Source organism: Paraburkholderia sp. UYCP14C, from assembly GCF_004197395.1.
In the GTDB taxonomy this organism is placed as follows: Bacteria; Pseudomonadota; Gammaproteobacteria; order Burkholderiales; family Burkholderiaceae; genus Paraburkholderia.
The window spans coordinates 1-13,261 of record NZ_SELS01000041.1; the positions used below are offsets into that span (position 1 = coordinate 1).

At 65.0% G+C, this 13,261-nt stretch carries 15 protein-coding genes; 12 read left to right on the forward strand and 3 right to left on the reverse strand.

Annotated elements, in window-relative coordinates; all coding sequences use genetic code 11:
- The first annotated feature begins 186 nt into the window (after positions 1–186).
- Together EVC45_RS29435 and EVC45_RS29440 are read left to right on the forward strand one after the other, a co-directional pair.
- Positions 187–756 (forward strand): chromate transporter, encoded by a 570-nt coding sequence (locus EVC45_RS29435; protein WP_129961710.1) that lies wholly within the window; start codon positions 187–189, stop codon positions 754–756.
- On the forward strand, positions 753–1,283 hold the full coding sequence (locus tag EVC45_RS29440; protein WP_129961711.1) for a chromate transporter: 531 nt from the start codon (positions 753–755) through the stop codon (positions 1,281–1,283). Before EVC45_RS29435 ends, EVC45_RS29440 begins: the two co-directional genes overlap by 4 nt.
- 105 nt (positions 1,284–1,388) lie before the next feature.
- Here the strand turns inward: EVC45_RS29440 and EVC45_RS29445 are convergent, their stop codons facing one another.
- The gene (locus tag EVC45_RS29445) at positions 1,389–2,915 is read right to left on the reverse strand and encodes an AMP nucleosidase (protein WP_129961773.1); all 1,527 of its coding nucleotides are present in this window, start codon (positions 2,913–2,915) and stop codon (positions 1,389–1,391) included.
- A gap of 188 nt (positions 2,916–3,103) precedes the next feature.
- Between EVC45_RS29445 and EVC45_RS29450 the strand changes: the two genes are divergently transcribed.
- From EVC45_RS29450 to EVC45_RS29480, 7 genes are all read left to right on the forward strand, one after another.
- Positions 3,104–3,499: a hypothetical protein gene (locus tag EVC45_RS29450; RefSeq protein WP_129961712.1), complete on the forward strand. Its 396-nt coding sequence runs from the start codon at positions 3,104–3,106 to the stop codon at positions 3,497–3,499.
- A 213-nt stretch (positions 3,500–3,712) separates the two neighbouring features.
- A complete protein-coding gene (locus tag EVC45_RS29455; RefSeq protein WP_129961713.1) occupies positions 3,713–4,708 on the forward strand; it encodes a homoserine kinase in 996 nt (331 codons plus the stop codon).
- Complete coding sequence (locus tag EVC45_RS29460; protein WP_129961714.1) at positions 4,699–5,505, forward strand: BPSS1780 family membrane protein; 807 nt, start codon at positions 4,699–4,701, stop codon at positions 5,503–5,505. Before EVC45_RS29455 ends, EVC45_RS29460 begins: the two co-directional genes overlap by 10 nt.
- A gap of 173 nt (positions 5,506–5,678) precedes the next feature.
- Positions 5,679–6,131, forward strand: a complete 453-nt coding sequence (locus EVC45_RS29465) for a MarR family winged helix-turn-helix transcriptional regulator (protein ID WP_129961715.1) — start codon at positions 5,679–5,681, stop codon at positions 6,129–6,131.
- A gap of 171 nt (positions 6,132–6,302) precedes the next feature.
- Positions 6,303–6,722 carry an organic hydroperoxide resistance protein gene (locus EVC45_RS29470; RefSeq protein ID WP_129961716.1) on the forward strand — a complete coding sequence of 140 codons (420 nt, stop codon included), beginning with the start codon at positions 6,303–6,305 and terminating at the stop codon, positions 6,720–6,722.
- A gap of 181 nt (positions 6,723–6,903) precedes the next feature.
- Positions 6,904–8,403 (forward strand): deoxyribodipyrimidine photo-lyase, encoded by a 1,500-nt coding sequence (locus EVC45_RS29475; protein ID WP_129961717.1) that lies wholly within the window; start codon positions 6,904–6,906, stop codon positions 8,401–8,403.
- 45 nt (positions 8,404–8,448) lie between these two features.
- On the forward strand, positions 8,449–8,907 hold the full coding sequence (locus tag EVC45_RS29480) for a TspO/MBR family protein (RefSeq protein WP_129961718.1): 459 nt from the start codon (positions 8,449–8,451) through the stop codon (positions 8,905–8,907).
- A 157-nt stretch (positions 8,908–9,064) separates the two neighbouring features.
- Here the strand turns inward: EVC45_RS29480 and EVC45_RS29485 are convergent, their stop codons facing one another.
- Complete coding sequence (locus EVC45_RS29485) at positions 9,065–9,247, reverse strand: DUF3563 family protein (protein ID WP_129961719.1); 183 nt, start codon at positions 9,245–9,247, stop codon at positions 9,065–9,067.
- A 109-nt stretch (positions 9,248–9,356) separates the two neighbouring features.
- Positions 9,357–10,535 (reverse strand): PHB depolymerase family esterase, encoded by a 1,179-nt coding sequence (locus tag EVC45_RS29490; RefSeq protein WP_129961720.1) that lies wholly within the window; start codon positions 10,533–10,535, stop codon positions 9,357–9,359.
- A 359-nt stretch (positions 10,536–10,894) separates the two neighbouring features.
- Between EVC45_RS29490 and EVC45_RS29495 the strand changes: the two genes are divergently transcribed.
- From EVC45_RS29495 to modB, 3 genes are all read left to right on the forward strand, one after another.
- The gene (locus EVC45_RS29495; RefSeq protein ID WP_129961721.1) at positions 10,895–11,611 is read left to right on the forward strand and encodes a phosphatase PAP2 family protein; all 717 of its coding nucleotides are present in this window, start codon (positions 10,895–10,897) and stop codon (positions 11,609–11,611) included.
- 180 nt (positions 11,612–11,791) lie between these two features.
- Entirely contained in the window at positions 11,792–12,565 is a 774-nt protein-coding gene (gene modA / locus EVC45_RS29500) for a molybdate ABC transporter substrate-binding protein (protein WP_129961722.1), read from the forward strand.
- A 21-nt stretch (positions 12,566–12,586) separates the two neighbouring features.
- Positions 12,587–13,261, forward strand: coding sequence for a molybdate ABC transporter permease subunit (gene modB, locus EVC45_RS29505; RefSeq protein WP_129961723.1), 675 nt, complete (start codon positions 12,587–12,589; stop codon positions 13,259–13,261).

The window sequence follows — 13,261 nt, forward strand, 5'->3', positions numbered from 1 at the left end:
CCCGAACCGCCCGGTGCGGACCCGCACGCCGGGTGGTGTGGCAGGGGCACGGCCTTATGGCCGTCCCCTATGCCGATCACAAGCCGGTTTGCAGTGCGCTTACTGTCAACCGGATTGACGAACAAATCGTTGTGCACGCTTGCCGTTCGGCGCTAACCTGCTCAGCTGATACTCGAAGCTCGCGATATGAACAACGAACTCACCTCGCCCGAAGCCGCGCTCGCGCCCACGCCGACGTTGCGTGAGATCTTCGGCGGCTTTCTCGGCCTCGGCCTCATTTCATTCGGCGGCGCGTTGCCGCTCGCGCGCCGCGCACTGGTCGAACAACGCCGTTGGCTGAGCAGCGACGAATTCACCGACCTGCTGGGCCTCTGTCAATTCCTGCCGGGCGGCAACGTGATCAATCTGTCGGTCGCGATCGGCATGCGCTTTCGCGGCGTGCCCGGCGCGCTGGCCGGTTTGCTCGGCTTGATCGCCGGGCCTTCGCTGGTGGTGATCGGGCTCGGCGTGCTGTACGAGCACTCGCAGAACGATCCGCACGTGCGCCATCTGTTCGCGGGACTTGCGGCGGCGGCCTCGGGCCTGCTGATCTCGATGGCGATCAAAGTCGTGCTGCCATTGCGCAACAAGCCGCTCGCCGCGCTGATCGCCGCGCTCGGCTTCATCGCGATCGCGGTGCTGCGATTGCCGCTACTGCCGACGATGCTCGTGCTCACGCCGCTCAGCATCTATGTTGCTGCAAGGAGCGCGCGATGAACGACACGCTCGTTTCTCTCGCGGCGATTTTCAGTCAGCTGTCGCTGCTCGCGTTCGGCGGCGGCAATACGATCCTTCCGGAGATGCAGCGGCAGGTGGTCGACGTGCATCACTGGATGCCGGCCAGCGAGTTCAGCGCGCTGTTCGCGCTCGCCCAGGCCGCGCCCGGCCCGAACCTGATGATCGTCACGCTGATCGGCTGGCATGTGGCCGGCTGGGCCGGCATGCTCGTCACGTCGATTGCGAAGTTCGGGCCGTCGTCGCTCGTGACGATCCTCGCGCTGCATGCGTGGGACCGCTTCAAGGACCGCCCGTGGCGCCGCTATGCGCAGCTCGGACTCGTGCCGGTGACGGCCGGCCTCGTCGCGGCGAGCGCGGCGCTGATCGCGCGCGCGTCGAACCCGACCGCGATAGCGTGGGCGATTACCGCGTTCACGGCCGTGATCGCGACGAAGACGCGGATTCATCCGCTGTGGCTGCTGGCCGCGGGCAGCCTGATCGGGTTGACCGGGTTCGGGCAGGGTTGAACCGGCACGCGTCGCCTCGACGGATTTTCGCGCTCGCGCTCGCGAGCCATCCGTAAAGCGGCCCATCCGGCGTCGGTGGGCCGCTGATCAGTACGTCGGCCTGAGTTACTGAAACGCGACTTCCGCGAAACTCCGCAGCTTGCGGCTATGCAAGCGATGCAGCCCATTCATCCTCAGCAGTTCCATCGCCTTCACACCGATCTGCAGATGCTGATCGACCTGCGCGCGGTAGAACTGGTCGGCCATGCCCGGCAGCTTCAGCTCGCCGTGCAGCGGCTTGTCCGACACGCACAGCAGCGTGCCGTAAGGTACACGGAAGCGGAAGCCGTTCGCGGCGATCGTCGCGCTTTCCATATCGAGCGCGATCGCGCGGCTCTGCGACAGCCGCTGCACCGGCTCGCGATGATCGCGCAGCTCCCAGTTACGATTGTCGACGCTCGCCACGGTGCCTGTGCGCATCACGCGCTTGAGCTCGGCGCCATCGAGCTGCGTGACCTGCGCGACCGCGCGTTCCAGCGCGACCTGCACTTCCGCGAGCGCCGGAATCGGCACCCACAGCGGCAGATCGGCATCGAGCACATGGTCTTCGCGCACATAGCCGTGCGCGAGCACGTAGTCGCCGAGACGCTGCGTGTTGCGCAGCCCCGCGCAGTGGCCGAGCATGATCCACGCATGCGGACGCAGCACCGCGATGTGATCGGTGATGGTCTTCGCATTCGACGGCCCGACGCCGATGTTGACCATCGTGATGCCGCTGCCGTCCGCGCGTTTCAGGTGATACGCGGGCATCTGCGGCAGACGCGGCGGCGGCGTGCCCTCCTGCGCCTGCTCGCCGAGATTCTCGTTGTAGGTGACGACGTCGCCGGGCTCGACGAACGACGTGTATTCGCAGCGATAGGCGCGCAACTCCGCGTCGTCGGTATGGGCCATCATGCCGCGGCCGAGCTTCACGAATTCGTCGATATAGAACTGGTAGTTCGTGTACAGCACGTAGTTCTGCACATGCGTCGGCGACGTCGCCGTGTAGTGCTTCAGCCGATGCAGCGAAAAATCGACGCGCGCCGCCGTGAACAATGCGAGCGGATGCGGCTCGCCCGGCAGCGGCTCGTACGTGCCGTTGACGATGCGGTCGTCGAGCAGCGCGAGGTCCGGCGTATCGAAGATGTCGCGCATCAGGAACAGGCGCTCGCGATCCAGATCGCCTTCGAGGTGGATGCCCTCGGCGAACGCGAAATGAATCGGAATCGGCTGGTCCGACACGCCGACCTCGATCTGCACGTGATGATTCTTCGCCAGCAGCCGTAACTGCTCGCGATAGTAGTTGCCGAACAGGTCGGGCCGCGTGACGGTCGTCTCGAACACGCCGGGCCCCGCGACGAACCCGTACGAGCGGCGCGAATCGATGTGCGTGTTGACCTCGGTGCGCACGCGCACGAACGGATAGCAGGCACGCACGCGATGGTCGAACTGCTCGTTGCGGCGATAGCGCGCGAACGCATCGCGCAGGAACGACGTGTTCGCCTCGTAGATCGCGGCGAGGCGGGTGACGGCCTCGGCCGCGTCGTCGAAGCCTTCGGTCGGGAAGCTGTTGGCGGGAGTCTGCACCGTGCGCTGATTGATATCGTTGTTCATCATCGTTCACCCTTTTTGATGAGACGACATTACCACGGAACCCGATGTTGCCAAATGTCGGCGGCGACGCTTGCAACAGCGCTCGCGAGAACCCACGCATGTTGCGCGAAAGCGGCGCAAAATAAGGCTTCGCGCCCGTACGTCAGGCCGGATTTGCTAGAATCTGGGCACCCAATCGGAGAATCACCATGAAGCCGCTCCTTCCCATCGCTGTTGCGCTGGCTCTCGCCTTCGGCAACGCCGCGATGGCTGCCCAGCCCGTCGACGAACCGCCGCCTGCCGGCGTGCCCCAGTCCGCCAATGAACGGGCCGGTCTGCCGGACCTGGACAAGATCAATCGTCCGGGCGCAGAGATCAGCTCGAAGGTCGACATCAACGTGCCGCGCACCCCGAGCTTTCATGAAGTGGCCCCGAACGGCACCGAAATCACGGAATTCCGCGACAAGGGCAAGCCGGTCGAAATCGACGTGCGATCGAATTTCGGCACCCGCTATCAAATGAGCGCATCGCCCGATACGTCGCCCACCGTGCACGACAGCGGCAAGCCCAGTACGCGCTTGCCGTCGGTGAATCTCCACTATTGATCGTTACGAAAGCGGCACGCCGGCAACGGCGGCCGCGGCGCGGCCGCGCTCCGCTTGACCCGATCGCAGCCGCCGCGCGATGAACCTGCGCTGAATGCAGCGACGCTTACAACCTCGCCGTTCCGCACTCGCCGTCCGCTCGCCACACTCATTTGTCTCACCTCGCACTGGCCGCACCGCGCCAGCCCGAACAACCTGATCCGACGTTTCCGCATGGCCGTCTTCACCGCTGTCAACGAATCCCAACTCGCAGAATGGATGAGTCACTACGATCTCGGCGATGTCGTCGAGTTTCGCGGCATTTCGTCCGGCATTGAAAACAGCAACTTCTTTCTGACGACGACGCGCGGCGAATACGTGCTGACGATTTTCGAAAAGCTGACAGCTGAACAACTGCCGTTCTATCTGGACCTGATGAGGCATCTTGCCGCTCATCGCGTGCCGGTGCCGGATCCGATGCCGCGCCTCGACGGCGCGCTGTTCGGCATGCTGCTCGGCAAGCCCGCGACCATCGTGACGAAGCTCGAAGGCGCGCCCGAGCTCGCGCCGGGCGTCGAGCACTGCGCCGAAGTCGGCCACATGCTCGCGCGCATGCACCTCGCGGGCCGCGACTATCCGCGCTATCAGCCGAATCTGCGCAGCCTGCCGTGGTGGCGCGAAACCGTGCCGACCATCCTGCCGTATCTGGAAGGCGAGCAGCGCGATCTGCTGGCCTCCGAGCTGGCGCATCAGGAAGCGTTCTTCGCCTCCGCCGAGTACGCGGCAATGCCCGCGGGCCCGTGCCACGCCGACCTGTTCCGCGACAACGCGATGTTCGCGCACGCGGCGCCCGAGACCGGCCACGAAGTGCGGCTCGGCGGTTTCTTCGATTTCTATTTCGCCGGCTGCGACAAGTGGCTATTCGACGTCGCGGTGACGGTCAACGACTGGTGCGTCGATCTCGCGACTGGCCAGCTCGACAACGAACGCACCGAGGCGCTGTTGCGCGCGTATCAGACGGTGCGGCCGTTCACGGTCGCGGAAAACCATCACTGGGGCGACATGCTGCGTGCGGGCGCGTACCGCTTCTGGGTCTCGCGCCTGTATGATTTTCATCTGCCCCGCGCGGCCGAACTGCTGAAGCCGCACGACCCCGGCCATTTCGAACGCATTCTGCGCGAGCGCCTGCAGGGCGTCGCCAATCCTGGCATCCATACCTCATGCAACTGATCGAAGTCCCCGCGAAAACCGGCTACGTGTGGTTCCGCCAGGGCATCTGGCTGTTCCGCAAGAATCCGCTCGCCTTCCTGACGCTGTTCTTCACCTATTTGCTGGTGATGACGCTCGTGTCGCAGATTCCGGTGGTCGGCGGCGTGTTGCCGCTGTTGTTCATTCCGGGTGTCGCGGTCGGTTTCATGGCCGCGTGCCGCAACACGATCGCGGGCAAACCGGTGTTTCCGACCATCCTCGTCGACGGCTTTCATTCGTATGGCCCGCTGGTCGCGCGGCGGCTGCTCGTGCTCGGCGTGCTGTATGTGATCGCGATGGCGCTCGTGCTGGCCGGCTCGGCGCTCGCCGACGGCGGCATGCTGCTGAAGGTGATGCTCGGCAGCGCGGCGATGGATGAGAACACGATCGCCAACAGCAACATCCCGCTCGCGGTGATCACCGCGCTCGCGTTCTATGTGCCGGTCGCGATGCTGTTCTGGTTTTCGCCGATCCTCGCCGCCTGGCACGACGTGCCGCCCGTCAAGGCGATGTTCTTCAGCGTCGTCAGTTGCTGGCGCAATCGCGGCGCTTTCATCGTGTTCGCGGCGCTGTGGTTCGCGGTCGCGACGGTCGTGTCGCTCGGGCTGTCCACGCTGATGCAGGCGCTCGGCGCGGCCGACTTCGCGTTCGCGATCCTGATGCCCGCGACGATGATCGTCACGACCATGCTGTACTGCTCGTTCTACGCGACCTATCGCGGCTGCTTCGGCGTGCAAACGCCGCAAACGCCGGATCTGCCGACCACGCCGGCGGCCTGATCCGTCGTTCCCGCGCGGGAGCCGTTCTGGCGCCCGCGCGCCGCGTGTTCCGCGCGAATCGCCTCGGCATCTCCGTCGAAACACCTGGTCCCGACGCTCCGCATCCTGAATCGATTTGCGGCACAATGATTTGTGTGCAATCCATTTGCACGCTCTTTTAGCCGAGATGGATCATGACCCAGCGCCTCGCTCTCCCCTTCACGCTCGACGAGCAACTCTGCTTCGCGCTCTACTCGACCTCGCTCGCGATGACGAAAGCGTACAAGCCGCTGCTCGAAAACCTCGGGCTCACGTATCCGCAGTATCTGGCGATGCTCGTGCTGTGGGAAACCGACGACGTCGCCGTCAAGGACATGGCCGCGCGCCTGAATCTCGATCCGGCGACGGTCACGCCGCTGCTCAAGCGTCTCGAAGCACAGGGCCTCGTCGAGCGCGTGCGCGGCACCGACGATGAGCGCCTCGTCTACATTCGTCTCACGGGCGCGGGCAAGGCGCTCAAGCGTCAGGCGCGCGACGTGCCCGGCGACATCCTCTGCGCGACGCAGCAGTCGCCGGACTTCCTGCTGCGGCTGCGCGACGACCTCACGCGCCTGCGCACGACGCTCAACGATTTCATGGACCAGTAGCGCGGAAACTGAAAAAGACTAGTTCAGGTTTCACCGCAAAATTCATTTGTACACAAATGATTTGTACGCTATCTTACTCACATGCCGCTTCGCTAGCGGTTCGCCAAACCGGCGGACCGGCAGCCAGCGGCAAATATGCCAACCCTGATACCCCAGACTAGGAGCTGCACGATGAACATCCTCTACAAGGCAAGCGCAACGAGCACCGGCGGCCGCGACGGCCGTGCCGTATCGTCGGACAATGCACTGGACGTGAAGCTGGCCGCGCCGCGTGAACTCGGTGGTACCGGTGCAGCGGGCACAAATCCCGAACAACTGTTTGCGGCCGGCTACTCGGCCTGTTTCCTGAGCGCCATGAAGTTCGTCGCCGGGCAGCGCAAGCAGGCACTGCCGGCCGACACGCAGGTTTCCGCCGAGGTCGGCATCGGCCCGAACGACAAGGGTGGCTTCGCGCTCGACATCGATCTGCGCATCACGCTGCCGGGTCTCGCTGCGGACGCAGCGAAGGAACTGGTCGACGCGGCGCATCAGGTCTGCCCGTACTCGAACGCCACGCGTGACAACGTCGCGGTTCGTCTGCACGTCGCTTAAGTTCAGGTCGGTCGCCGCGCCGATCAACATGCCCGAAGAACCGCGCACGGCGCACCATCCGGCGCCGTCGCGACCAGCGCCCGTACCCTGCACAATAGGGCCGGGCGCTGCCCGTTTTGGCGCGCGGCACGCAACCTGCGACGCCGGTGCTCAACCTCCTTCATCCCGACTGCCCCTCCCGATGACACGCGCCCGCCGCCTGCACGATACCTTCGACTCCGGCCTCGTCTGGTTCCGCCGCGATCTGCGCAGCACGGATCATGCCGCGCTGTACTACGCGCTCAAGCATTGCGAGCGAGTCTGGTGCGTGTTCGTGTTCGACACGACGATCCTGCAGCCGATCGTCGATACCTGGCAGACGCGCCACCCCGGCGAGCCGGTGCAGGATCGCCGCGTCGACTTCATTCTGGCTTCGCTGGCCGAACTCGACGACGCATTGCGTGCGAACGGCGGCGGCCTCGTCGTGCTATACGGTGATCCGGCTGAACTGGTGCCCAAGCTCGCGGCGGAGCTGCGCGTCGATGCGGTGTTCGCGAATCACGACTACGAGCCGGTCGCGATCGTGCGCGACGCCACCGTCGGCGAGCGTCTCGAGGAAGCGGGCCGCCAGTGGCTAACCTTCAAGGACCAGACGATTTTCGAACGCGACGAGTTGCTGAACGGGCAGGGCAAGCCGTTCGCGGTCTTCACGCCGTACAAGAACGCGTGGCTCAAGCAACTGGGCGCGTTCGACCTGAAGCCCTACCCGGTAGAGACCTACACGAAGCATCTGGCGCCGCCGCCGCGCAAGCTCGATCGCCAGTTGCCCACGCTCGATCAACTCGGCTTCGCGCCGAGCAACCTGACGGACTTGCAACTGCCCACCGGCATGAGCGGCGCCCGGCAGCTGCGCGACGACTTTCTGACGCGCATCGATAGCTACGCGGATCGGCGCGATTTTCCCGCCGTGAAGGGGCCGAGCTATCTGTCGGTGCATCTGCGTTTCGGCACGGTGTCGATCCGGACACTGGCGCGGCTCGCGTACGAAATGTCGCTGCAACCCGACGGCAAAGGCGCGGCGACCTGGTTGTCGGAACTGATCTGGCGGGATTTCTACTTCATGGTCCTGGCGCACCACCCGCACATCGCGAAGGGCGCATCGTTCAAGCCGGAATACGAGCATTTGCGCTGGGAAACAGGCCGCTCGGCCGACGCAGCGTTCGCCGCGTGGTGCGATGGCCGAACCGGCTATCCGCTCGTTGATGCCGCGATGCTGCAGTTGAACCAGACCGGCTATATGCACAACCGCCTGCGTATGGTCACGGCGAGCTTCCTCGCGAAAGATCTCGGCATCGACTGGCGGCTCGGCGAGCGCTATTTCGCCGATCTGCTGAACGACTTCGATTTCTCGGCGAACAACGGCGGCTGGCAGTGGGCCGCTTCGACCGGCTGCGACGCGCAGCCTTACTTCCGCATTTTTAATCCGGTGACCCAATCCGAAAAATTCGACCCCGACGGACGCTTTATCAAACGATATCTGCCCCAACTCGCGAAGTTGCCGGCAAAATGGATTCACGCGCCATGGCTGGCGGGCGCGGAGCGGCTCGCGGAGTTCGGCGTGGTGCTGGGCGGAAATTATCCCGAACCGATCGTCGATCACGCACAGGCCCGCGTGCGCACACTGGCCCGATACGGCAAGTGAGTGCCCGCTCACATCATTGAATAAGAACGTCTGAAGGGGGTGAAGATGCGCCGTCTGCCGTCGCTGCTCGTGTTCCTGATCCTGACGCTGGCGGCCGGCTGGGCCGCGAGTCTGTCGCTGCCGGACGCGTGGTACACGGGTCTGCAAAAACCCGTATTCAATCCACCGAACTGGGTTTTCCCGCCGGTCTGGACCGTGCTTTACGTGTTGATGGCGTTTTCCGCGTGGCGCGTGTGGAAGCGCGACGGTTTGACCGCGGCGATCGTACTGTGGGTCGTGCAGCTGCTGTTCAATGCTGCGTGGATGTGGCTATTTTTCGGCCTGCATCGGCCGGAGGCGGGGCTGGTCGACATCCTGATCCTGCTGGTGCTGATCGTGATGCTGACTTATGTGTTCTGGCGACGCGATCGCCTCGCGGGCGTTCTGCTCGTGCCGTACGTCATTTGGGTCACGTACGCGGCGCTCTTGAACTACGCGTTGTGGCAGCTGAATCCGACTGCTTGAGCGGAGCCTGCCGAGCGGGCGCGAAGGCCGCGCGATGAGCGAAGGGGACTGCGCGATATAGGGCGATAGCCTTGCTGGCCAACCCCAAACACCGGCGCCTCACCACGCGCCGATGTTCCGATTGCTGCCGGCCTGATGCCGGTTTCATGCAGTCGGCTTAGCCGTAGTGCTGGCTCATCCACGACGGCGCACGCAGATTCGCTTCGCGATCGAGCTTGCGCATCCGGAATTCGAGGTCGTAGAGGTCGGTCGCTTCGGCGAGATAAGCGTCAGCGCGCTCTTTCGCGAGTTGGTCCGGCGACTTGGTCAAAAACAGGAACAGGCGGCTAATCAGATACATGGTTGACCTCGACAATTGAAGCTAGGCGTTTACGCCTAAGGGATAACCCGTATTATAGGGAAAACCCTAGATTCGCGCTACTGGTCAATTTCGAGGTGTTGCTCGGACATCACGGTCCGAGCGACGACGCCGCTAATCCTTCCGCGATACGGCCCGCGTCCGTGCGACGCTGATGCCGGAAAAACTCCCACAGCATGGCGCTCGCGTCGGGGCCCTTGGACGAATGGAACGGCAGCGCATCGTCGCCGCCGGCCCAGGCGTGACCAAGTCCCTGCACGCGGCACAGACGCACCACGCGCCGCCCACCGCGCAGATAATCGCGCATCACGACGCCATTTTTGCGGTCTTCGCGCGTCTCGCCGGCTTTGCGCGCGCCGTTTGCGTCGATGAGCCGGTTCAGGCGCAGGAACTGTGTCGCCAGTTGGTCCGCGTTGACCGGTGTGACGACATGGTCGGCGTCGCCGTGGACGATCAGAGCCGGCATGCCAGGATACTGCGCGACGTTCGTCGTTTCGTCGACGAGTTCGACCGGCTCGCGACGCGCGCCCCGCCGCATCACGTCCATTGCGGTAATGCCGGAGCGGGCCTCACCGAAAGCGGGGCCGGAATGCAGCGCGACAGCGGCGAAATGTGCGGGGTACTTGACGGCCAACAGCGCGGTCAACCCCGCGCCCGCCGAGATCCCCGCCACGTAGACGCGCTCGCGGTCAAAGCCGTGCTGTTCGACCAGTGCTTCCACCAGCGACACGACCGCGCGCGCTTCCGCGCCGCCCGCGTGTTCGCCGGCGTCGTACCAGTGCCAGCAGCGGTGCGAGTGCGCGTGCTTCGATTGCTCCGGATACACGACCGCGAACCCGTAGCGGTCGGCGAGCAGGTTCATGCGCGTGCCTTCGGCGAATTCGTCGATCGACTGGGTGCAGCCGTGCAGCATCACGACCAGCGGCATCGCCTCGTGCGCGTGCCCGGACGGGACATAGAGCCCGTACTGCAGGTGATTGACCAGCCGGCCCGGCGCGGCCGGCGCGGAATGGAACGAGCGCGTCCACGCGCCGCTCGCCCACGCGGTCGCGCGCGGACGCACGCGCGACTCGCGCGGCGCTTCGCGTTTCGCGGGCGTGCGCAACGCGGCAGTCGGCTTCAGTGGATGAGTCTTGCTCGACGGTTTGGTGGTGGCGGCGCGAACCGGTCGCGACTGTGTTCGCTTGGCGGTTTTTTGCGCGTGTTCGGTCTGGATCGCGAGCAGGCGCTTGAAACCGCGCAGCCAGATTTTCGACAGGCTTTTTGCCATCGGCGATAACCTCGCAAAAGGGACAAATGCAGACCCAAAAAACAGCGGATCAGATGAAGTTGTGCAATGCACAATAACATCATTTTTCATGCGTTGCTGAACACCGGCGTCGCTTTTCGTGCCGATTTGAATCGCGGCGAACCTTGCTGGGGGCCTGCCGTCAAACTACTTCAATACCTGTTCGGCAGCCCACACTCGGCGCTCGAAAGCGGTGTGCGCCGCAAGACCGTCTTGCGACACCCGACTATACTGACGGTTGATCTCCAAACGTGTCGATCCGGGCCGCACCGGCGTTTCGTGCCGGCCGCGCGCCGATTTCCACCAACCCGATTTCACGCGACCCGCGTCGCGCTCCAGCCATGCCCGATTTACCCATCCACCTGTGGTATTCGATCACCAGCCTCGGCGGCGCCGGCTTGACGCTGCCGCTCGCGCTCGCCATCGCGCTGTGGCTGGCGGTCGGCTACTCGTGGCGGCTCGCGGCCTGCTGGCTCGCCCTGCTCGGGGCGGCCATCGGCCTCGTGACCGTCACCAAGATCGCCTTCCTCGGCTGGGGCGTCGGCGTACGCGAGCTCGATTTCACCGGCGTCAGCGGGCATTCCATGCTGTCCACGGCCGTCTATCCGGTCGCGCTGTTCCTGATGTTATTGCCCGCGCGCCGCGTCATCCGGCTGCTCGGCGTGCTGGCGGGGCTTGCCGCCGGCCTGGCGGTGGGTTTTTCGCGCGTCGTGCTGAGCGCGCATTCGCCGTCCGAAGCCGTGACGGGCTGCCTCGTCGGCGCGCTAGCCGCGCTCGTGTTCGTGCGCATCGCGTGGAATGCGGAGCCGGGCAGGCTGTCGGCGCTGCCGGTTGCCGCCAGCATGATGGTGCTGGCAATCGTGATGCACGGCGTGCACGTGCCTACGCAGCGCTGGGTCACGCATATCGCGTTGAAGGTGTCCGGCCATGACCGGCCGTTCATTCGCGCGAAATGGAAGTCTGTACGCGACATTCGGCCGTCGGCCGTGCCGCTGTCGCAGACGCGCATGTCGCAAACGCGCAATACGCTCCAGCCGATGCGCGCGTCGGACGTCTGAGCACGCTGCGCCCCTCCTTCCGGCGCGTTTTCAAGCTTTCTTCGACAGTTTCGTAGCGTTTCACGCCATGCGTGAAACGCTACGCCGAGTCGGCCGTTTTGCACACCGCTATAACCGCGCATATATTACGATAGCGTTTTTGAGCCGCCGCATCTCATCCACGTCCGACTCCAGGTCTTCATGACACTCTCTTGCCATCTGAAGCAATTCGCGCTGTGCGTCGCAGCCGCTGTCTCCGTAGCGCTCAGCGTGAATGCGCACGCCGATGAACTGGTGGTCTCGGCCGCCGCGAGCCTGACCAATGCGTTCAAGGCGGTCGGCGACGCTTTCGAGCAGCAACATCCGGGCACCAAGGTTCTGCTGAACTTCGGTGCGTCCGACGTGCTGATGCAACAGATCGTCAAAGGCGCGCCCGCCGACGTATTCGCGTCCGCGGATCAGAAGGCAATGGACAAGGCCGCCGCCGAAAAGGTGATCGTGCCGTCCACGCGACGCGACTTCGCCGCCAACTCGCTGGTGCTGATCGTGCCGGCCGACAGCCATTTCGCGCCCGCCAACCTGAACGCGCTGACCACGGCGAACGTCAAGCGCGTCGCATTCGGCGATCCGGCTTCGGTGCCGGTCGGCCGCTACACGCAAGGCGCGCTGCAGGCCGCGGGCGTGTGGGGCGCGGTCAGCGCGAAGGCGGTGCTCGCGGCGAACGTGCGTCAGAGCCTCGATTACGTCGCGCGCGGCGAAGTCGATGCCGGCTTCGTGTTCGGCACCGACGCCGCGATCATGCCCGACAAGGTCAAGGTCGCGCTGAACCTGCCGACGCAAACGCCGATCACCTATCCGATCGCGCAGGTCGAAGGCAGCCGTCACGGGGCCGACGCGCAGGCGTTCATCGACTTCGTGCTGTCGCCGGCCGGCCAGGCGGTGCTCGCGAAGTACGGCTTCAAGCCGGCGCACTGATTAACGGGAGAGCACACGCTCATGCAACAGGCCTGGGTTCCGCTGCTGCTATCGCTGAAGGTCGCGGGCTGGGCCACCGTGCTGAATCTCGTGTTCGGCGTCGCGGCCGCGCTCGGGCTGTCGCGCTGGCGCTCAGGCGCGCGCGACGTGATCGATTCGCTGCTGATGCTGCCGCTCGTGCTGCCGCCCACCGTGCTCGGCTATTACCTGCTGGTGCTGCTCGGCCGACGCGGCGTGATCGGCGCGTGGCTCGATCGCTTCGACATCCAGCTCGTCTTCACGTGGCAGGGCGCGGTGATCGCATCGACGGTGGTCGCGTTTCCGCTCGTGCTGAAGTCGGCGCGCGCCGCCTTTGAAGGCGTCGATCCGCAGCTGGAGCGCGCGGCGCGCACGCTCGGCGTCAGCGAAGCCGCGGTGTTTTTCCGCGTTACGCTGCCGCTCGCCGCGCGCGGCATCCTCGCCGGCGGCCTGCTCGCGTTCGCGCGCGCGCTCGGCGAATTCGGCGCGACGCTGATGATCGCGGGCAATCTGCCGGGCCGCACGCAGACGCTGTCGGTTGCGGTCTATTCGGCGGTGCAGGCCGGCGACGACAGCACCGCCAACTTCCTCGTGCTCGTAACTTCGGTCGCGTGCGTGACGATCCTGCTGCTCGCGGGGCGACTCGTGCCGCAGCACACGCTTCTGAGAGCCCGCTGA

Bases quoted from the DNA above. Each gene is read 5' to 3' on its own strand.
- EVC45_RS29440 (WP_129961711.1), top strand. From the start codon at position 753: ATGAACGACACGCTCGTTTCTCTCGCGGCGATTTTCAGTCAGCTGTCG.
- modB (WP_129961723.1), top strand. From the start codon at position 12,587: ATGCAACAGGCCTGGGTTCCGCTGCTGCTATCGCTGAAGGTCGCGGGC.
- EVC45_RS29475 (WP_129961717.1), top strand. From the start codon at position 6,904: ATGACACGCGCCCGCCGCCTGCACGATACCTTCGACTCCGGCCTCGTC.
- EVC45_RS29485 (WP_129961719.1), bottom strand. From the start codon at position 9,247: ATGTATCTGATTAGCCGCCTGTTCCTGTTTTTGACCAAGTCGCCGGAC.
- EVC45_RS29460 (WP_129961714.1), top strand. From the start codon at position 4,699: ATGCAACTGATCGAAGTCCCCGCGAAAACCGGCTACGTGTGGTTCCGC.
- EVC45_RS29455 (WP_129961713.1), top strand. From the start codon at position 3,713: ATGGCCGTCTTCACCGCTGTCAACGAATCCCAACTCGCAGAATGGATG.
- EVC45_RS29435 (WP_129961710.1), top strand. From the start codon at position 187: ATGAACAACGAACTCACCTCGCCCGAAGCCGCGCTCGCGCCCACGCCG.
- EVC45_RS29495 (WP_129961721.1), top strand. From the start codon at position 10,895: ATGCCCGATTTACCCATCCACCTGTGGTATTCGATCACCAGCCTCGGC.
- EVC45_RS29470 (WP_129961716.1), top strand. From the start codon at position 6,303: ATGAACATCCTCTACAAGGCAAGCGCAACGAGCACCGGCGGCCGCGAC.
- EVC45_RS29445 (WP_129961773.1), bottom strand. From the start codon at position 2,915: ATGAACAACGATATCAATCAGCGCACGGTGCAGACTCCCGCCAACAGC.
- modA (WP_129961722.1), top strand. From the start codon at position 11,792: ATGACACTCTCTTGCCATCTGAAGCAATTCGCGCTGTGCGTCGCAGCC.
- EVC45_RS29465 (WP_129961715.1), top strand. From the start codon at position 5,679: ATGACCCAGCGCCTCGCTCTCCCCTTCACGCTCGACGAGCAACTCTGC.
- EVC45_RS29480 (WP_129961718.1), top strand. From the start codon at position 8,449: ATGCGCCGTCTGCCGTCGCTGCTCGTGTTCCTGATCCTGACGCTGGCG.
- EVC45_RS29490 (WP_129961720.1), bottom strand. From the start codon at position 10,535: ATGGCAAAAAGCCTGTCGAAAATCTGGCTGCGCGGTTTCAAGCGCCTG.
- EVC45_RS29450 (WP_129961712.1), top strand. From the start codon at position 3,104: ATGAAGCCGCTCCTTCCCATCGCTGTTGCGCTGGCTCTCGCCTTCGGC.